The 17,594-nt window shown below is 69.4% G+C and carries 15 protein-coding genes; 4 read left to right on the top strand and 11 right to left on the bottom strand.

Features of this window, described 5'->3' with window-relative positions; genetic code table 11:
* Nucleotides 1-18: 18 nt before the first annotated feature.
* Nucleotides 19-705, bottom strand: a complete 687-nt coding sequence (locus tag AB0B90_RS27545) for a permease prefix domain 1-containing protein (RefSeq protein ID WP_362925545.1) — start codon at nt 703-705, stop codon at nt 19-21.
* Between the two features lie 166 nt (nt 706-871).
* On the opposite strand from AB0B90_RS27545, the gene AB0B90_RS27540 reads away from it, so the two are divergent.
* On the top strand, nt 872-1,708 hold the full coding sequence (locus tag AB0B90_RS27540) for an alpha/beta hydrolase (RefSeq protein WP_362925543.1): 837 nt from the start codon (nt 872-874) through the stop codon (nt 1,706-1,708).
* 182 nt (nt 1,709-1,890) lie between these two features.
* On the opposite strand, the gene AB0B90_RS27535 is transcribed toward AB0B90_RS27540, so the two are convergent.
* On the bottom strand, nt 1,891-2,940 hold the full coding sequence (locus tag AB0B90_RS27535) for a pentapeptide repeat-containing protein (RefSeq protein WP_350943634.1): 1,050 nt from the start codon (nt 2,938-2,940) through the stop codon (nt 1,891-1,893).
* A gap of 163 nt (nt 2,941-3,103) precedes the next feature.
* Here AB0B90_RS27535 and AB0B90_RS27530 point away from each other — a divergent pair, with 163 nt between their 5' ends.
* On the top strand, nt 3,104-5,479 hold the full coding sequence (locus AB0B90_RS27530; RefSeq protein ID WP_362925540.1) for an ExeM/NucH family extracellular endonuclease: 2,376 nt from the start codon (nt 3,104-3,106) through the stop codon (nt 5,477-5,479).
* Between the two features lie 297 nt (nt 5,480-5,776).
* On the top strand, nt 5,777-6,148 hold the full coding sequence (gene trxA / locus AB0B90_RS27525) for a thioredoxin (protein WP_344748620.1): 372 nt from the start codon (nt 5,777-5,779) through the stop codon (nt 6,146-6,148).
* A 93-nt stretch (nt 6,149-6,241) separates the two neighbouring features.
* On the opposite strand, the gene AB0B90_RS27520 is transcribed toward trxA, so the two are convergent.
* Together AB0B90_RS27520 and AB0B90_RS27515 are read right to left on the bottom strand one after the other, a co-directional pair.
* Entirely contained in the window at nt 6,242-7,573 is a 1,332-nt protein-coding gene (locus AB0B90_RS27520; RefSeq protein ID WP_362896985.1) for a class II 3-deoxy-7-phosphoheptulonate synthase, read from the bottom strand.
* A 65-nt stretch (nt 7,574-7,638) separates the two neighbouring features.
* A complete protein-coding gene (locus AB0B90_RS27515; RefSeq protein ID WP_350943629.1) occupies nt 7,639-8,856 on the bottom strand; it encodes an FAD-dependent oxidoreductase in 1,218 nt (405 codons plus the stop codon).
* Nucleotides 8,857-9,085: 229 nt separating this feature from the next.
* On the opposite strand from AB0B90_RS27515, the gene AB0B90_RS27510 reads away from it, so the two are divergent.
* The gene (locus AB0B90_RS27510) at nt 9,086-9,493 is read left to right on the top strand and encodes a YkvA family protein (RefSeq protein WP_362925537.1); all 408 of its coding nucleotides are present in this window, start codon (nt 9,086-9,088) and stop codon (nt 9,491-9,493) included.
* Nucleotides 9,494-9,586: 93 nt separating this feature from the next.
* Here the strand turns inward: AB0B90_RS27510 and AB0B90_RS27505 are convergent, their stop codons facing one another.
* The 7 genes from AB0B90_RS27505 to AB0B90_RS27475 all read right to left on the bottom strand — a co-directional run bounded on the left by AB0B90_RS27505 (nt 9,587) and on the right by AB0B90_RS27475 (nt 17,576).
* A complete protein-coding gene (locus tag AB0B90_RS27505) occupies nt 9,587-10,576 on the bottom strand; it encodes a phosphotransferase (RefSeq protein ID WP_362925535.1) in 990 nt (329 codons plus the stop codon).
* A 101-nt stretch (nt 10,577-10,677) separates the two neighbouring features.
* Complete coding sequence (locus AB0B90_RS27500; RefSeq protein WP_350943623.1) at nt 10,678-11,685, bottom strand: LacI family DNA-binding transcriptional regulator; 1,008 nt, start codon at nt 11,683-11,685, stop codon at nt 10,678-10,680.
* A gap of 34 nt (nt 11,686-11,719) precedes the next feature.
* Nucleotides 11,720-13,105: a GH1 family beta-glucosidase gene (locus AB0B90_RS27495; protein WP_350943622.1), complete on the bottom strand. Its 1,386-nt coding sequence runs from the start codon at nt 13,103-13,105 to the stop codon at nt 11,720-11,722.
* 35 nt (nt 13,106-13,140) lie between these two features.
* Nucleotides 13,141-13,965, bottom strand: a complete 825-nt coding sequence (locus AB0B90_RS27490) for a carbohydrate ABC transporter permease (RefSeq protein ID WP_350944235.1) — start codon at nt 13,963-13,965, stop codon at nt 13,141-13,143.
* Between the two features lie 74 nt (nt 13,966-14,039).
* Nucleotides 14,040-15,017 carry a sugar ABC transporter permease gene (locus tag AB0B90_RS27485; protein ID WP_350943621.1) on the bottom strand — a complete coding sequence of 326 codons (978 nt, stop codon included), beginning with the start codon at nt 15,015-15,017 and terminating at the stop codon, nt 14,040-14,042.
* An 83-nt stretch (nt 15,018-15,100) separates the two neighbouring features.
* Nucleotides 15,101-16,450 carry an extracellular solute-binding protein gene (locus tag AB0B90_RS27480; RefSeq protein ID WP_350943619.1) on the bottom strand — a complete coding sequence of 450 codons (1,350 nt, stop codon included), beginning with the start codon at nt 16,448-16,450 and terminating at the stop codon, nt 15,101-15,103.
* Between the two features lie 430 nt (nt 16,451-16,880).
* Entirely contained in the window at nt 16,881-17,576 is a 696-nt protein-coding gene (locus tag AB0B90_RS27475) for a CHAP domain-containing protein (protein WP_350943617.1), read from the bottom strand.
* Nucleotides 17,577-17,594: the final 18 nt, after the last annotated feature.

The raw sequence follows: 17,594 nt of genomic DNA, 5'->3' as shown, positions 1-17,594 counted from the left end.
CGCCCTCCCGAGCCGCCCTCAGGCGGTCACGGGGACGGGGCCGCGCCGGGTGACACTCAGGCAACGGGAGGCGCAGTACAGCTGTGCGAGCCAGAACACGTAGCTCATCAGCGACGCGACGATCCCCGGCGGATAGTCGCCGAACCCGGCCGAGTCGCGTGAGCCGAACATCAGCGCCCCGCACAGCACGAGCATGACCGGCAGCATGGCCCAGACGAACACGGCCAGGGCCCGGGTGACGAGCCGGGGCCGCCTGATCCTGCGCAGCCCTCTGCCCAGCGCGAACAGCGCGACCCCGCCGATCACGCCGGTGAGCATCTGGAGCAGGTCCACGCCACGGGCGACCGGGACGAACCAGTCAGGCATGGTCTCGTACGCCGGGGCGGCGGGAAAGATCTTCCAGATCACGCTCCACATGACCGTGGTGAGCGGCACGGTGACGAACAGCAGGGCCGCGAGCCTCCGGCCCGCCGAGTTGGACAGCTCCTCCTGGTAGCCGGGCGCGATCTCGCGGATCGTCCCGAACTCCTCGACCGCGGCCCGCTCGGCCTCCTCACGCCTCAGGCCCTCGCCCTCCAGCGCCTCGGCGGTGTCGAGCAGGCTGTCGCGCGCCTCGGCGATCATGTCGAGCTTCGGTCTCCGAGGACCCCTGAGAGTGCGGCTGAGCCCGGTCACGTAATCCTCGATGACCCCGGTGCCTGCCATGTGCTCTCCAGTCGCCCGATTTCCATCCAGGGTACGCGTCTCCCATCCTGGTCTCCCGTCCGGAACCCGCGCATCGGGGAGGCCCCTGAGAAGACCCCGAGGCGGCCCACGCCCACCTGCGAATACGCTCGAACCCAGCGGCACCGGTGGGAGGGAGGGGCTCGTCGTGAGGATCAAGGATCTTGAGGTGCGTGAGGGCACGCTGGCGGGCGGCCTGCCGTACTACGCCCTCGGCGATGGCGCGCCGCTCGTCGTGCTGCGCTGGTTCACCCCCGCACACGCCAACCCGACCGGACTGGCGCGCGGCCTGGAACTGCGGGTGCTGGCCCCGCTGGCCCGCCGCTTCCGGCTGTACGCCGTCGGCCGCGCCCCCGGCATGGCCGAGGGAACCACCATGGCCGACATCGCCGCCCTGCACGCCGATGCCCTGCACGCGCGGTTCGGCGGACCCGTCGACGTGATGGGCCTGTCGTCGGGAGGTTCGGTGGCGCTGCAAATGGCGGCCGACCGGCCGGACGTGGTCCGCACGTTGGTCGTGGCGGGGGCGGCCTGCAGGCTCACGCCACGCGTCCGGCGGCTCCAGCGCCGTTACACCGAGGCGGTCGCCGCCGGGCGGCGCGGCCTGCAGCACCAGGCGGTCACGGCCGCCGCCTCGCCCGCGGGACAGGCCCTCGCCGGGGCGCTGCTGTGGCTGCTGGACCCGCTGGCGCGCCCCGACGACCCTCGCGACATGCTCGCCTTCGCCCGCGCCGAGGAGAGGTTCGATCTGACCGGCCGTCTCGCCGACGTCGCCGCCCCCACCCTGGTCATCGGCGGCGAGAGAGACCTGGACTACCCGGTCGAACTCTTCAGGCGGACCGCCGAGGGGGTCCGTGACGGCCGCCTGATCACCTATCCGGGCCTCGGCCACCTGGGAGCCTTCCGCAGCGGGCGGTTCGCGGAGGACGTCACGGCCTTCCTGACGGGAACCGGGCCGGGAGAGATCACCCTCACGACCTCCTGACCGCCGCGACTCTCCTCCGCGTCGCGCCCCGACCTGGCGGGGGAGGCCGGGGAGAGGCCACCTGCCTGACCTTTTGACTGGGCCGGCTCTCTCCCGGGCCTGCCACGGTCTGCCCTCTTCCGGTCCGGTCGCAGGCTCGCGCGGCCGGACCCCGGTGGGCCGTCCGGCCGCGCGAAAAGCTCTCACCCGTGGTCGGGGGAGCGCCACAGGGACCACCAGCGCGTCCCGCGCGGGACGACGGCGAGCGCGCAGCCGCTCATCCTGAGTCCTTCCGGATGGCGGATGCCGGTGAAGAGGCAGGTGCTGAGATCCAGGTCGGCGAGTTCCAGCTCCTCGGCGTCCACCTCGTGCAGCGAGGTCACCCTGGCGCCGTCCCGGCCCCGCACCGTGGCGGGGCCGCGCAGGGTCGCCCCCTCCAGGTCGGCCTCGGCGTCGTCGAGCCGGACGTTCAACCGCCCGCCCACCTCCAGGCGCCGCAGGTCCACCGAGCACCCGCCCGTGGTCACGTCGAGCCCCTTGCCCGCCCACGCCCCGGCGAGGGTGAGGTGGCGGCCGACCGAGATCGGGGCCAGGTAGCCGCCCGCGGAGAAACGCGCGCCGTCGAACCCGGCCAGCCCGCCGAAGCTCGTCTTGCGGAAGGACACCGTACGGCGGAACCTGCATCCTCGCAGGGTCGCGTCGCCCGCGAAGCCGGTGCCGTCGAAGGTGACGAAGCCATGGAAGTCGGCGCACTCGAAGGACGCGGTCCGGTCGAAGAGGGCGGCCCCGAACAGGGCGTCACCGTCGATGGAGACCCGGTCGAAGGCCGCGTGCCCGGTGACGGCGACACCGTGCAGGGACAACCCCCGGTCGAACCTCGCCTCCCTGAAGGAGGCGTTGCGTGCGAAACGGGCGTTGAAGAACGAGGCGAGACGCCGGAAGTGGGCGTGGTCGAAGGAGACGTCCCCGCCGAACGTGATGTCGCCGAACCGTACGCTCTCGGGAAAGGTCGCCCAGTCGAACCGGGCCCGGCCCAGGCGACCTCGGGTGGCGGTGAGGATCCGCTCCAGCAGATCCCTGCCGACGACGGTGGCCCGCAGGTCGACGGCGGAACCGGGGGAGAGGCCGTGGGTGACCTCGTCGAGCTCGGCGGTGTCCAGATGTGCCAGGCACCGTCCGTATGGTTGCCGCGCGGATCCGGCGCACTCGGGGGAGGCGGCGCAGGTGACCCAACCCACGTCCAGAGTTCTCATGATTCCAGTGATACCCGCGAACGCCGGGACAAGCGACTTCTAGGTCAAGGAAAGCCATATCTGACCGGGTCGGATAGACATGAAGTGTCAATATTCGGGATTTCACTATCTATCCACTTATATGTGAGTGATAAGCAATGCATGGAGCCTTACGCTCCGGTTCATGCGTGCTTCAACCCGGGCGTTCGCCGCCCTCGTGGCCGCCTGCCTCGCCACCACCGGCGTCGCGGCCCTCGCCTCATCCCCGGCCCTGGCGGAACCGGGCACCGTCGTCATCAGCCAGGTCTACGGCGGTGGCGGCAACGCCGGAGCGCCGCTCGCCAACGACTACGTCGAGCTGTTCAACCGCAGCGCCGCGCCCGTCGCCCTGGACGGCTGGTCCGTCCAGTACGCGAGCGCCACCGGTACGGGCAACTTCGGCGCCAACCCGGTCGTCCCTCTGGCGGGCACCCTCGCGCCCGGCCAGTACCACCTGGTCCAGCTGGCCGGAGGCGCCAACGGCTCCCCGCTGCCCGCCGCGGACACCACAGGAACGATCAACCTGAGCGGCACCGCGGGCAAGGTGGCCCTGGTCCGCTCGGCCACGGGCCTGGCGTGCAACGGCGGCTCCGCTCCCTGCGCACCGGAGCAGACGGCACTCATCGCCGACCTGATCGGGTACGGCGGCGCCAACTACTTCGAGGGCACCGCCGCCCCCGCCCTCGCGGTCGCCCTGGCGGGCCTGCGCAAGGACCACGGCTGCGCCGACACCGACGTCAACGGTGACGACGTGGAGACAGGGGACCCGGCGCCGCGCAACCGGGCGACCACCCCCGTGCCCTGCGGCGACGTCGAGCCGACCCCCACCCCCACCCCCACGCCGACCCCGACGGTGGAGCCCACGCCGACCCCCACCCCGACGGGGGAGCCGTGCGAGATTCCGGTCACCCACCAGATCGCCCAGGTGCAGGGGAGCGGTGACGTCAGCCCGCTGGCGGGCCAGACCGTCCGCGTCGAGGGCGTCGTGACCGCCGACCTCCAGAAGAGCACGCAGCTCAGCGGCTTCTTCCTGCAGGACCCGACCCCCGACTCCGACCCGGCCACCTCCGAGGGGTTGTTCGCCTTCGCCCGCGACACCTTCAAGGACGTCAAGGTCGGCGACCGCGTCCTGGTCACCGGCAGGGTCATCGAGTTCAACGGCTGGACCGAGCTGTCGCCGGTCACCGCGGTGGACGTCTGTGGAAAGGGCACCATCACCCCGCTCAAGCAGAAGCTGCCGCTCGCCGAGGGCGCGACCTTCGAGCCCGTCGAGAGCATGCTCGTCACCTTCCCCGAGCTGCTCACCGTCAACGACCACTACAACCTGGGCCGCTACGGCGAGGTCACCGTCGCCTCCGGGGGGCGGGTGTTCCAGCCGACCGACCGGGCGGGAGTGGACGCCGCCAAGAACGCGCGGCGCACCCTGCTGCTGGACGACGGCTCCACGGTGGAGAACCCGGCGACGATCCCCTACACCGACCCGCGCACCGTTCGTCTTGGTGACACCGCGCTCGGCGTCACCGGCGTGATGGGGTACGGCTTCGGCAAGTACCGCCTCCAGCCGACCAAGCAGGTCAACTTCCTGCGGACCAACCCGCGCCTGCCCGCGCCGTTCCCGGTCATCGGCAACGTCAAGGTGGCCAGCCTCAACACGCTCAACTGGTTCACCACCCTCGGCTCGCGCGGCGCGAGCAACGCCCCCGAGCAGCAGCGCCAGCTGGCCAAGCTCGTCGCCGCGCTGAAGGGCATGAACGCCGACGTCGTCGGCCTCATGGAGGTCCAGAACAACGGCCAGACCGCGGTGCAGGCCCTGGTCGACGCGCTCAACGCCGAGGTCGGCGCGGGCACCTACGCGGCGATCACCCACCCCTATCCCGGCACCGACCTGATCCACGTGACCGCCATCTACAAGCCGGGCAGGGTCGAGCCGGTGGGTGCCGCCCGCTCCTCCACCGACCCGGTCTTCCGCAGGCCTCCGCTGATCCAGACCTTCCGCAGGGTCCAGGGCGGTCAGTCCTTCACCGTGCTGGTCAACCACTTCAAGTCCAAGGGCTGCGACGCGCAGGCGGTGGGCCCCGACGCCGACCAGGGTGACGGGCAGAGCTGCTACAACGGCGAGCGCGTCCGCCAGGCACAGGCGACGCTGGGCCTGATCGACAGCCTGAAGCTGACCAACCCGCTCGTCCTCGGCGACCTCAACGCCTACGGCGAGGAGGACCCGATCGACACCCTGGAGGCGGCGGGCCTGACCAGCGTGACCAAGAGGTTCGTCCCGGCGCCGCTGCGCTACAGCTACCTCTTCGACGGACTGGTCGGCGAGCTGGACCACGCCCTGGTCGGCAAGGACCTGCTCAAGCGCGTGACCAGCGCGACGATCTGGCACATCAACGCCGACGAGAGCCGGATCCTCGACTACAACACCGAGTTCAACCCGCCGAGCCTCTACCAGCCCGACGCGTTCCGCTCCTCCGACCACGACCCCGTGATCATCGGACTGACGCTGACCGGTGGAAAGCACTGATCGCGACCACGGCACATTGACGCGAGACCTCCGCGGGGCCGCCCCGCGGAGGTCTCGCCGTATGACCAGACCAGGCCAGGCCAGGCCCGGCCGGCGAGGGGCGTGGGACCGCCCCCCGCCCTCGGCCTCCGGTTCCGATTCCGGGGAAAAGGAGAGATCCGGTGCGACGCGCGACGCCGGGCGGGAGGCGTGCGGGCCGTGCGAGGAGCATGCCCGGCGGGATGGCGGGATGGAATGCGCGGGGAGGGGAAGTGGTTATGCCAGCCATACAGACGTGAACGACAGAAGGAGCCACCGGTGGCCACCATCGAGGTAACCGAGAAGAACTTCAACGACATCGCCGACGAGGGGATCGTCCTGCTGGACTTCTGGGCGGCCTGGTGCGGACCGTGCCGCACCTTCGGGCCGATTTTCGAGAAGTCGTCGGCGAAGCACACCGACATCAAGTTCGGCAAGATCGACACTGAGGCCGAGCAGGCGCTCGCACAGGGGTTCGAGATCACCTCGATTCCGACGATCATGGCCATTCGCGATGGCATCGTCGTCTTCGCCCAGCCGGGCGCGCTGCCCGAGCCCGCCCTTGAGGACCTCATCGGCCAGGTTCGCGCGCTCGACATGGACGCGATCCGCGCCGAGCTCGCCAACGAGCTGGGCGCGCAGAAGGGCTGATGCCCGGCTCCCGATCACGTGAAAAGCCCCGCGCCACCGGAGGAAGACCGATGGCGCGGGGCTTTCGCGTGATGGCAGAACCTGCCGGTGAGATCAGACCGAACGGTAGAGCTCGGCCACCCGGAAGGCGAGGTCGAGTGACTGGCCGCGGTTGAGACGCGGGTCACAGGCCGTCTCGTAGCGCCTGGCCAGGTCGTTCTCGACGATCTCGGCGCCGCCGCCCACGCACTCGGTGACGTCGTCGCCGGTGAACTCGATGTGGACGCCGCCCGGGTGGGTGCCGAGCGCGCGGTGCACCTCGAAGAAGCCCGCCACCTCGTTCAGGACGTCGTCCAGGCGGCGGGTCTTGTGACCGCTGGGCGCCTCGAAGGTGTTGCCGTGCATGGGGTCACAGATCCACGCCACCTGGGCGCCGCTCGCGGTCACCTTCTCCACCAGCTCGGGGAGGTGCTCGCGGATCTTCGACGCGCCCATCCGGGTGATGAAGGTGAGCCGTCCGGCCTCGTTGTCGGGGTTGAGCTTCTCGATCAGCGCGAGGGCGTCCTCGGAGCTGGTCGTCGGGCCGAGCTTGACGCCGATCGGGTTGCGGATGCTGGCGAAGAACTCCAGGTGGGCGCCGTCGAGCTGGCGGGTGCGCTCGCCGATCCAGACCATGTGCGCCGAGACGTCGTACGGCCGGCCGGTCCGCGAGTCGATCCGGGTGAGCGCCTGATCGTAGTCGAGGATCAGCGCCTCGTGCGAGGAGTAGAACTCGACGGTGTGGAACTCCTCGGGCTCCGCCCCGCAGGCGCGCATGAAGGCGAGCGCCTGGTCGATCTCGCGGGCGAGCTGCTCGTAGCGCTTGCCGGCCGGGGACTCGATCACGAAGTCCTGGTTCCAGGCGTGCACCTGGCGCAGGTCGGCGTAACCGCCCTTGGTGAAGGCGCGGACCAGGTTGAGCGTCACCGCCGAGGAATGGTAGGCCCGCAGCAGCCGCCACGGGTCGGGAACGCGGGACTCGGCGGTGAACTCGAAGCCGTTGACCATGTCGCCCCGGTATGCGGGCAGCTCGACACCGTCGCGGATCTCGGTGTTCTTCGAGCGCGGCTTGGCGAACTGCCCGGCCATCCGGCCGATCTTCACCACGGGGACCTTCGCCGCGTAGGTCAGCACGATGGCCATCTGGAGCAGCGTCTTGAGCTTGTTGCGCACGTCGTCGGCGGTGGCGCCGGCGAAGGTCTCGGCGCAGTCTCCGCCCTGGAGGACGAAGGCCTCTCCCCGCGCCACCGCCGCGAGGTCGGCCTTGAGGTTGTCGCACTCGCCCGCGAAGACGAGGGGCGGGAGGCTCTTCAGCTCGGTGACGACCTTCTCCAGCTCGCCACGGTCGGGCCACTCGGGCTGCTGTGCCGCGGGCAGCCGCCGCCAGGATTCGAGGTTGATGCTCACGACATACCAGGCTATTGCAACCGGGTGTCGGAACAGACCCGATCGTCCACGTAGTGAGAAGGACTTTATACCTGGTGAGATTCCTCGGGGCTGGAAACATGCTCCTGGAGGACGCCAAATCCGACAAAACGCCTGGCCAGCCAGCCGATGAGCGGAAGGCGGGAGATGTCGCGCGGTAGCCGCACCGGCCGGCCGCGGTCGCTCAGCGTCGGACGGATGAGCCGGCTCTGGACGACGCGCTGGGCGAACTGAGTGATCACGGTGGGCGGGGTGCGCCGCCGCTGGACCTTGGCGAGCAGGGATTCGGGAATCTCGGCCCCGGAGGCGAGCGGCCCGGCCAGCAGGTTCGCGGCGGCGACCGCGTCCTGTACGGCGAGGTTGATGCCGACGCCGAAGATCGGGGACATGGCGTGCGCGGCGTCGCCGATGACCAGAAGGCCGGGCCGGTGCCAGCGGCGCAGCCGGTTGAGGGCGACCGAGAGCATGCTGACCTCCCCGAAGTCCCGCAGCCGCCCGACCCGGTCGGCGAGGAAGGGCAGGAGCCTGGCGACCGGCCCGCGCAGCGCCTCGATCCCCTCCGAGCGCAGGGTTTCGAAGTCGCCCTTGTCGATCAGATAGGCGAGCTGCCAGTAGGTCTCGCGGCTGATCGACACCATCATGTGTCCGTTGGACAGCCGAAGGAACGTCTCGTCGGGGTCGGAGGGTTCGCGCGGCAGCCGGAACCAGAGCACGTCCATGGGGGCGCTGTGCTCGACGGGGACGAGCCCGGCGGCCCGGCGTACGTCGGAGTGGCGGCCGTCGGCGGCGACGGTGAGGGTCGCGCGCAGTTCGTGCTCGCCCGAGGGGTCTCGGTAGCGGACCCCGCGCACCGCGTCGCCCTCGCGGATCACCCCGTACACCTCGGCCTTCATGATGAGGCGGAAGTTCGGATAGCGCCCGGCGGCGTTGGTCAGCAGGTCGAGGAAGTCCCACTGCGGGACAAAGGCGATGTACTGATACCTGCCTTTGAGCCGCCTCAGGTCGGCGACCGGCACCGTGGTGTCGTCGGTGTGGATCTCCATCGTGTACGCCTTGTGGTGCGGGAGCCGGTGGAACTCCTCGGCCAGCCCCAGCTCGTCGAGGATTTGGAGGGTCGAGGGGTGGATGGTGTCACCCCTGAAGTCCCGCAGGAAGTCCTCATGTTTCTCCAGGAGCGTCACCTCGACGCCTGCCCTCGCGAGCAGCAGCGCCAGCATCGCCCCCGCCGGGCCGCCCCCGGCGATCACGCATGTGTTTCTCCGCATAATTCATCACCTAGTGAAATTCTGACACAGGATCCGGGGGAAGGAAAGCAGGTTGGGGGGCGATAGTGGTGATCAAAGCTCTTCGCCGCGGACCGTCTTCCCGAGGGCACGTATCCTGACCTACGGTCTGGCCATGCCCGTTCCGCTGCCACGGAACCGTCGGTGTGAAGGGCGTTCGCGGGCGGTGAGAGCCGGTGAGAGCCGGTGAGAACGAGGAAGGCGAGGGAAGGTGGCCGAGGTCTGGCAGGTGGCCGCGGCGATCGCGGGGGGCATGCTGCTGCTCTGGCTCGTGCTCGCCGTCTTCCTGGTGATGGCGCGCCCCAGGGGCGGCGCCCTGGGTGAGGCGTTGCGCCTGCTGCCCGACCTGCTCCGCCTGGTCGCCAGGCTCGCGCGCGACGACGGCCTGCCTCGCGGGGTACGGGTCCGGCTGTGGCTGCTGCTGGGCTACCTGGCACTGCCCATCGACCTGATCCCCGACTTCATCCCGGTGCTCGGCTACGCCGACGACGCGATCGTCGTCGCCTTCGTCCTGCGGTCGGTCGTCAGACGTGCGGGCCCGGACGCTCTGGCAGGACACTGGCCCGGTACGCCCGAAGGGCTCGCCGTCGTACGACGCCTCGTCGGAGGGCCCGGATGATCGCGAGTCGCCGCCCGTCCGTGCCTTCCCGGCTTTCCCGTGCCCTCTCGTGTCGGCGGCGACGAGCGGCTCAGGTCACCCGAGTGACGCGGGTCACGGCGTCGCCGAGAGCTTGCCGAGGGCTTCGAGCACGTCGGCGGCGCAGCGGTCGCGCAGGGGGGCGTACTCCTTCTCCGGATACCGGCGGGGGCCGTTCTCGATCAGGATCATCAGCGCCAGGTAGAGACGGTAGAGGACCATCCGGGTACGGGCGGGGCCGGTGAACTCCACGACGCCGCCCGCGTCGCGGTATCCGGCGACGATCGGATCGGACTCCTCCAGCTCGCCGAAGATCGTCGGGACGACGAAGTCGGCGAGCGGGTCACCCCAGAAGGCCCGCTCGTGGTCGATGATCGCCTGGATGCGCGGTGTCTCGTCGCGGGTCAGGAAGACGTTGCCCGACCCCAGGTCGAAATGGACGAGGCAGGGGGTCACGACCTCCTCCAACGCGCTCGCACCCGCCTCGATCGCCGCCGCGATCTCGGACACCGGCCTCGGCAGCGGGGTGGCGTAGCGGCCCGCGTCGGCCAGGATCGCATCGGTCATCACCAGGAACGCCTCCCGCCACGTGCTCCCGGTCAGGCCCGCGTACGGGTAGCCGTAGACGTCGCCGGTGATCGCGTGCAGCCTGGCCAGGTGGCCGCCGAGCTCTCTGCGCAGGGCCCGCCGGTCGGCCTCCGCCGGTTTCGCCCGGCTCCAGGGCACCCCGTCGAGGACGGACAGGACCAGGTAGTCGCCGCCCAGCACCGGATCGTCGAACCCGGCGCGCAGCAGCTCGGGGACCGGAATCCCCGCTTGAGCGGCCAGGCCGTAGACCGTGGCCTCGGTACGCAACAGGTTGCGTTCGTAGCGCAGCTGCTCCAGCTCGGGCGGCGGTGCCAGTTTCATGACCACCTCCCGCCCGTCCAGCAGGGCGAGCCGCCACACGGCGTTGGCGAAGCCGCCGGTGAGCTCGGTGGCGGAGGAGAGGCCGACCCCCAGGGCACGCCGCGTCAGCGCGTCGAGCTGGGCGAGCGTGAGCGGGCGTTTCGTCCTGCTGTCCATCTCCTACCTCGTCCTGCCTCGGCGCTGCTGGGGGAGCGGTGCGGCCGGAACACGGCGCGCCGGGGCAGGGAAGAAGGTGGGCGCCGGCCGTCGAGGGCGGCTCAGGCTGAGTCGCGCTCGATCAGGTGGGTGTCCAGTATGACCACCGGCTGCTCCAGCTGCTCGCCGTTGATGCGGGCGACGAGCAGATGGGCCATCTGCCGGCCCATCGACTCGGTGGGCTGGTGCACGGTGGTCAAGGCGGGTGAGGAGTGCGCCCCCGCGGGGGAGTCGTCGAAGCCGATCACCGCCACGTCACCGGGAATCGACTTCCCCGCCTCGCGCAGCACACGCATCGCACCCAGCGCCATCGGGTCGGAGGCGGTGAAGACGGCGTCGAGGTCCTGGTGTTCGGCGAGCAGCCTGTGCATCGCCGCCATGCCGCTCTCCTCGCTGAAGTCGCCGTACGTCACCATCTCGCTCACGCCGGTCGCGATCAGCGCGTCGCGGTAGCCCGCGAGCCGGTCGACGCCCACGCCCATGTCCTGGGTGCCCGCGATGGTGGCGATCCGGCGGCGGCCCTTGCTCAGCAGGTATTTGACCGCCTGCCTGGCCCCGGCCCGGTTGTCGACGTCGACGTAGCTGTAGGGGGTGAGGCCGACCGGCCGACCGCCGATGACGGTCGGCACGCCCATCGCCTCCAGCCGCCCCGGCAGCGGGTCGGCGCCGTGCAGGGAGATCAGCAGCACCCCGTCGACGTGCTGCCCGGTCAGATAGTGCTCCAGCCGCTCGTGCTCCTGCGCCGACTGCGCCATCGCGAGGATCAGCTGCAGGCCGGTCTCCGACAGGGCCGAGCCGATGCCGCGGATGGTCCCGGCGAAGTACGGCTCGTCGAAGACCCTCAGCTCCGACTCCGAGACGACCAGTGCCACGGTGTCGGTGCGCCGGGTGACCAGCGCGCGGGCCGCCCGGTTGGGCACGTAACCCAGCTCCTGGATCGCCCGCAGCACGGCGTCGCGAGCCCTCTCGCTCACCTTCGGCGAGCCGTTGATGACCCGCGACACCGTGCCCCGGCCGACACCTGCCAGGGCCGCGACCGCCTCAAGCGTCGGACGACGGTCGCCGTTCATGTGATTGTGCCCCCAGTGATGAATTTCCCGGCCCCTATTCTGCCGGACCGCTCAGGCCTCCACGCCTGATGGTCCCGGCATACCAGAGAGCGCTCTCTTTGGGAACTCTAATCTGGGTTTCATAATCGACGTGTACCAGCCCGAACCGCTTGCCGTACCCCCACGCCCACTCGAAGTTGTCCATCAGCGACCAGGCGAAGTAGCCCTCCAGCGGGATCCCGGCCTCGATGGCGGCGTGGCAGGTGCGCAGGTGGGCGTCGAAGTAGTCGACTCGGTCGCGGTCGTGGACGACCCCGTCGGGGCCCACGACGTCGTCGAAGGCCGCGCCGTTCTCGGAGATGACCAGCGGGACGCGCGGGTACTCGGTGGCCAGCCGGTGCAGGATCTCCAGCAGTCCCGCCTGGTCGATCTCCCAGCCCATGGCCGTCACGGGGCGCCCGCCCTCGACGAACGACACGTGCTCGCTGCCCACCCAGGGCGACCCGCTGTCGGTGGGTGCCGCCGCGGCCGACGCGGCGCCGCCGGGGGTTCCCGAGACGGTGAAGCGGCTGTAGTAGTTGATCAGCAGCTTGTCCAGCGGCGTCGAGATGATCTCCATGTCGCCGTCGTGGACGAGCCCTTCGGGCCGGCCGAGGTCCACCAGGACGTCGTCGGGGTACTCGCCCTTGAGCAGGGCGTCCAGGAAGAAACGGTTCTGCAGCCCGTCGATGCGGCGGGCGGCGTCCTGGTCGGCCTCCGAGGAGGTCTGGGGCGAGATCGCGTACAGGTTGACGCAGCCGCCGATCATGCTTTCCGGCCGCTGGGCACGGATCGCCTGGGCGGCCAGGCCGTGCGCGAGCAGGAGGTGGTGGGCGGCGTACACCGCCTTTTCCGGCTCACGCCGCCCGGGGGCGTGCTCTCCCGAGGCGTACCCGAGGTACGCCGAGCACCAGGGCTCGTTGACCGTGCTCCAGTTGCGGACCCGGTCGCTCAGCGCGTCGTGCACGGCCAGCGCGTAGTCGGCGAAGCGCTTCGACGTGTCCCGTGCCGGCCAGCCGCCCGCGTCTTCCAGGGGCTGGGGCAGGTCCCAGTGGTAGAGCGTCACCCACGGGTCGACGCCCCGGGAGAGGAGCTCGTCGACCAGGCGGCTGTAGAAGTCGATGCCCGCGGGGTTGACGGCCCCGCGCCCCTCGGGCTGGATCCGGGGCCAGGAGACGGAGAACCGATACGCGTTGAGGCCGAGTTCGGCCATCATCCGCACGTCGTCCCGGTAGCGGTTGTAATGGTCGATGGCGATGTCGGCGTGCTCGCCGTTCACCACCTTTCCCGGCTGCTTGACGAAGGTGTCCCAGATGGAGCGGCCTCGGCCGCCCTCCGAGACAGCGCCCTCGATCTGGTAGGCGGAGGTGGCCGCACCCCAGACGAAGTTCGTCGGAAACATTAGATCCGGGCTCTTGATCCGCGTCTCTTGCGTGGTCACGCCTTGACCGCACCTTCCATGAGTCCGCCGACGATCTGGCGGCCGAACGCGATGAAAACGATGAACAGCGGCAGGACCGATGCCGCGGTGCCGGTGAACAGCATCACGTAGTCGGTTCCGTGGGCCTGGTTGAGCGCCGCGATCGAGGTCTGGACCACCGGGTTGTCCGGGTTCAGCACGATCAACGGCCACATGAACTCGTTCCAGGTCTGCATGAAGACCAGGAGCGTGAGCACCGCCATTCCCGGCCGGAGCGCCGGGAGGATGACGTTGAGATAGATGCGCATGGTGGAGGCGCCGTCGACACGGGCCGCCTCGACCAGTTCGTCCGGCACCGCCTGGGTGGCGTACTGGGTCATCATGAAGACCCCGAAGCCGTTGACCAGGAAGGGCAGGATCACCGCCTTCAGCTGACCGGTCCAGCCGAGCGTGACCATGAGCTCGTACAGTGGCACGACGCCCATCTGCTGGAGCGGGACCATCATCGTCACCAGGATCAGGCCCAGCAGGATCTTGCTGCCCCTGAAGCGCAGCTTCGCGAAGGCGAAGCCGGCGAGGGTGGAGATCAGCACGACCGAGACCGTCACGGTGACCGAGACGATGGCCGAGTTGATCAGGCCGGTCATGAAGTAGGCGTCCTCGGTGGACAGCAGTCGCGCGATGTTCTCACCGAGGTGGCCGCCGGGGAACAGCGGCGGGGGTACGTCGATGGCCTCCTCGTTGGTCCGGGTGGCCATGATGAACATGTAGTAGATGGGGAACGCCGACAGCACGAGGGCGAAGGCCAGGACGACCTTCGTCAGCGGGCCCGCGTCCCAGATGCGGTTTCGCGCGGCCGACTGGCCCGAGGGGCGTCGGGAGTGCTGCGCGGGGGGCCGCCGGAGCTGGGTGGCCGTCACTTGGAACCCCCGATACGGCGGGTGAAGGAGTAGTTGATGAGCGTCCCGATGAGGATCAGTGCGAACAGCAGCCACGAGGCCGCGGCGGCGTAGCCGAAGTCGAAGTCGCGGAACGCCTCCTTGACGATGAACATCGCCACGGTCTGGTACTGGCCGGTGGCGCCACCGCTCATCGTCGGGTTGCCGTCGAACATGACCGGCTCGGTGAACAGCGTCAGGCCGCCGATGGTGGAGATGAAGACGACGAAGATGATCGTCGGGCGGAGCATCGGGATGGTGATCTGCCAGAACTGCCGCCTGGGCGTGGCGCCGTCGATGGCGGCGGCCTCGTAGAGGTCCTTGGGGATGGTCTGCATGGCGGCGAGCAGGATGATCGAGTTGTAGCCGGTCCAGCGCCAGTCGATCATCGTGGAGATCGCGATCCACGCGGACCACTTCTCGTTCTGCCAGTTGATCGCGTCGACCCCGAAGAAGCTCAGGAACCAGTTGATCATGCCGTAGTCGCGCCCGTAGAGCTGGGTGAAGACGACGGCGACGGCGACGACGGAGGTGATCAGCGGCAGCAGTACGCCGAGGCGGAAGAAGAGCCGTCCCCGGATGCGCTTGTTGAGCGCGTTGGCCAGCAGGAGGGCCAGGACGAGCTGCGGGATCGTCGACATGACGAACATGCCGAGGGTGTTGATCACCGCGTTCCAGAAGGCCTCGTCGGTGATCAGCTCGATGTAGTTGTCGAGGCCGACGAGAGTCTTGTCTCCGGCGAGCTCCCAGTCGTGCAGGGAGACCCAGAGGGTGTAGCCGAGGGGGAAGACGCCGAAGACGGCGAAAAGCAGGAAGTACGGGGATACGAGGAAGTAGGGGGTCGCCCGGAGGTCGAAGCGGGACCACCCACCGCCCTGCTTCGGTCCGCGGCGCCCGCCGGACCGGCGGGGGCCGGGCCGTGGCGGCGCGGCCGGGGAGTCGACGTGCAGTGTCATCGGTCAGAGCCTTTCAGCGGGGGCAGGCGACCGGCCCGGCTGCGGGATCGCCACAGCCGGGCCGATGCGGGGCGGTACGGGGATCAGCCCGCTGCCTTGACGCCGGCCTCAAGGAACTTGGTCCAGGCCTGGTCGTAGGGGACCGAACCCTGGTCCATGCCCTCGAGGACCTTCTCCACCGCGGTCTTGACCTGGGCGTGCTTCTCGCCGAGGAAGACGGGCAGCAGGTCCTTGACCGAGGCACCGAAGATCTGACCGGTCGGCGCGTCGTTGAAGAACGGGTTCTTCAGGTCGGCGACCGCCGGGTCCTGCTGGGCGGGGATGGAGCTCGGGAAGGCCGCGGCCTCCTGGAAGGCCATGACGTGGCCCTCCTTGCCGGTGAGGTAGTTCAGAACCTCGGCGGCCTCCTTGGGGTGCTTGCTCTGCTTGGGAACCGCGAGGTAGGAGCCACCCCAGTTGCCCGCGCCGCCGGGCACGGCCGCGACGTCCCACTTGCCCTTGTTGTCGTCACCGGCCGCACCGGAGACCACGCCGAGCATCCAGGCAGGGCAGCCCATGGTCGCGAAGGCGCCCTTCTTGATCGCGGCGTTCCACGGCGGGGTGAACGAGGCGAGCTTGGCGGTCAGACCGGCCTCGCTGAAGTCCTTCACCGTGTCGAAGGAGGTCTTGATGGCCGGGTTGCTCTCGATGATGAGCTGGTTGTTCTTGTCGAAGTAGGCGACGTTGCCGTTCTTCGGCGCCTCCTGCGACAGGATCACGTTGTAGAGCGTGTTCGGGCCGTCGAGGAACTTGGGATCGGTCTTGCCGGGGTTGGCGGCCTTGAACTTCTCACCGATCGCCTTGAAGGCGTTCCAGTCCGGCCAGAGCTTGCCGACCTCCTCGCGGTCGGTGGGCAGGCCCGCCTTCTCGAACAGGTCCTTGCGGTAGCACATGGTCATGCCACCGATGTCGGTGCCCAGGGCGAAGAGCTTGTTGTCGGCGTTGATGCCGTTGTCCCACTTCGCTGCGGGGAAGTCGGCCTTACGGCTGTCCAGCCCGTACTCGGCGAGGTCGGTGAAGAACTGCGGGCGGGCCTTCATGAGACCCATCGCGCCCTCGTCCAGGGCGATGATGTCGGCCGCGCCGCTGCCCGCCTGCAGGCGCTGGAGCAGCTGCGGAAGATAGACGTCCTCGAAACGGTCGGTCAGGTTCTGGTACTTGACCTGGATGTTCGGGTTCGCCGCGTTCCACGTCTCCACGGCCTTGTCGTAGCCGAAGTTCTCACCGCCACCGAAGGTGTGCACGGTGATGGTTACCGGCTCGGCCGGGGCGGAGGAACCGCCCTCCGCGGCGGGTGCCGCCGGCTCGCTGGAGCTGCATGACGTGATGGCCAGGGCGGTGGCCGCCATGACCGCGACGGCGGCGAGCTTGCCGTGTCGCTTGTTGTTCAACATTCCGGACCCCTCTCAGGTGGTCGCCCGAACTTCATTGGGAGGCGACATCGCGGACCGGTCCCCGACAAACGCGGTCGTCGCGACGAGATCGTTCCTCAATGTGCTTTTGGGAGCGCTCCCACGAAGAGTGGACGATGGGCAACCAGGACGTCAATATGCCGAAACTCAACCGTTACATCCAGCCGCTTTAGGTGGGACTTTTGGTGTGAAAAGTCGACATACCTCCCACAAGGGTGATTGGGAGCGCTCCCACCTCACGGGCATACCAGTTGGGGCATTTCGTGGCCGTGCGGGGCTCGCGGAGGGGAGAGAGAGGGGCGGGCGGGGTGGAATATGGAATATCGTCAGGGGCACCGCTCGAACGAGCGGCGCCCCTGGGAGTGTGATGACCGGTCCGCGTTCACCGGCGGGGGGCCGGGGCGGCCGGAGGTCAGTCCGAGTAGACCGGGTAGCCGTAACCGACGACCTGGGAGACGGGCCTGACGCGCTCCTCGACGGCGCCGTTGCCGGTGTTGCCCTCGATCGTGGTGATCGTGCCGTTCCCGTTGTCCTTCTTCACGAAGCCGACGTGGTCGATGCCCTCGATGCTCTTGCCGCCGGCCCAGTCGAAGTAGACGACGGCGCCGGGAGTGGGGACGGTGCCCCAGTGTCCGTTGTTCTTGAACCACTTGGCGTGGGCGACGGTGTAGGCGTCCCAGCCCATCGTGGGGCGGATGCCGGCCGTCTCGCCGACCCAGGAGACGAACATCGCGCACCAGGGGGCGTTGGCGTACTCGTACACGCTCTTGCCGCCGTCGCGGGCCATGGTCTCCTTGGCGCGAGGGCTCGAAACGTACCAGGACTGGAACTTGGTTCCACCACCCTGGGCGTTCTCGCGGACACCGATCTGCTTGGAGGCGATGTCCAGGATCTGTGCGGCGGAGACCTTGGGAAGGCCTTCGGCGATGACCTGCAGGGAGGTCTTCGCGGCCCCGGCGTCCTGCGCGCGGGTGTCGGCGGGCGGTGCGTTCACGACGCCGTGGCCGTCGGCCAGAGCCGCGCCGGTGGTGCCCGTCGCGAGGACGGCGCAGGCGCCCAGGACGGCGCAGACGGCGCGGGGGGTGGAGGTGAGGCGATGCTTGGTCATGCGGGGGTTCGACTCCTT

Source organism: Streptosporangium sp. NPDC049078, assembly GCF_040648855.1.
Taxonomy (GTDB): Bacteria; Actinomycetota; Actinomycetes; order Streptosporangiales; family Streptosporangiaceae; genus Streptosporangium.
The sequence above is the reverse complement of the archived record's forward strand: the minus strand, read 5'-3'. Positions and strand labels throughout refer to the sequence as shown.

Excerpts from the sequence above, each read along its gene's own strand:
- AB0B90_RS27545 (WP_362925545.1), bottom strand. The coding sequence starts at position 705 with ATGGCAGGCACCGGGGTCATCGAGGATTACGTGACCGGGCTCAGCCGC.
- AB0B90_RS27535 (WP_350943634.1), bottom strand. The coding sequence starts at position 2,940 with ATGAGAACTCTGGACGTGGGTTGGGTCACCTGCGCCGCCTCCCCCGAG.
- AB0B90_RS27530 (WP_362925540.1), top strand. The coding sequence starts at position 3,104 with ATGCGTGCTTCAACCCGGGCGTTCGCCGCCCTCGTGGCCGCCTGCCTC.
- AB0B90_RS27515 (WP_350943629.1), bottom strand. The coding sequence starts at position 8,856 with ATGCGGAGAAACACATGCGTGATCGCCGGGGGCGGCCCGGCGGGGGCG.
- AB0B90_RS27505 (WP_362925535.1), bottom strand. The coding sequence starts at position 10,576 with ATGGACAGCAGGACGAAACGCCCGCTCACGCTCGCCCAGCTCGACGCG.
- AB0B90_RS27500 (WP_350943623.1), bottom strand. The coding sequence starts at position 11,685 with ATGAACGGCGACCGTCGTCCGACGCTTGAGGCGGTCGCGGCCCTGGCA.
- AB0B90_RS27495 (WP_350943622.1), bottom strand. The coding sequence starts at position 13,105 with ATGTTTCCGACGAACTTCGTCTGGGGTGCGGCCACCTCCGCCTACCAG.
- AB0B90_RS27485 (WP_350943621.1), bottom strand. The coding sequence starts at position 15,017 with ATGACACTGCACGTCGACTCCCCGGCCGCGCCGCCACGGCCCGGCCCC.
- AB0B90_RS27480 (WP_350943619.1), bottom strand. The coding sequence starts at position 16,450 with ATGTTGAACAACAAGCGACACGGCAAGCTCGCCGCCGTCGCGGTCATG.
- AB0B90_RS27475 (WP_350943617.1), bottom strand. The coding sequence starts at position 17,576 with ATGACCAAGCATCGCCTCACCTCCACCCCCCGCGCCGTCTGCGCCGTC.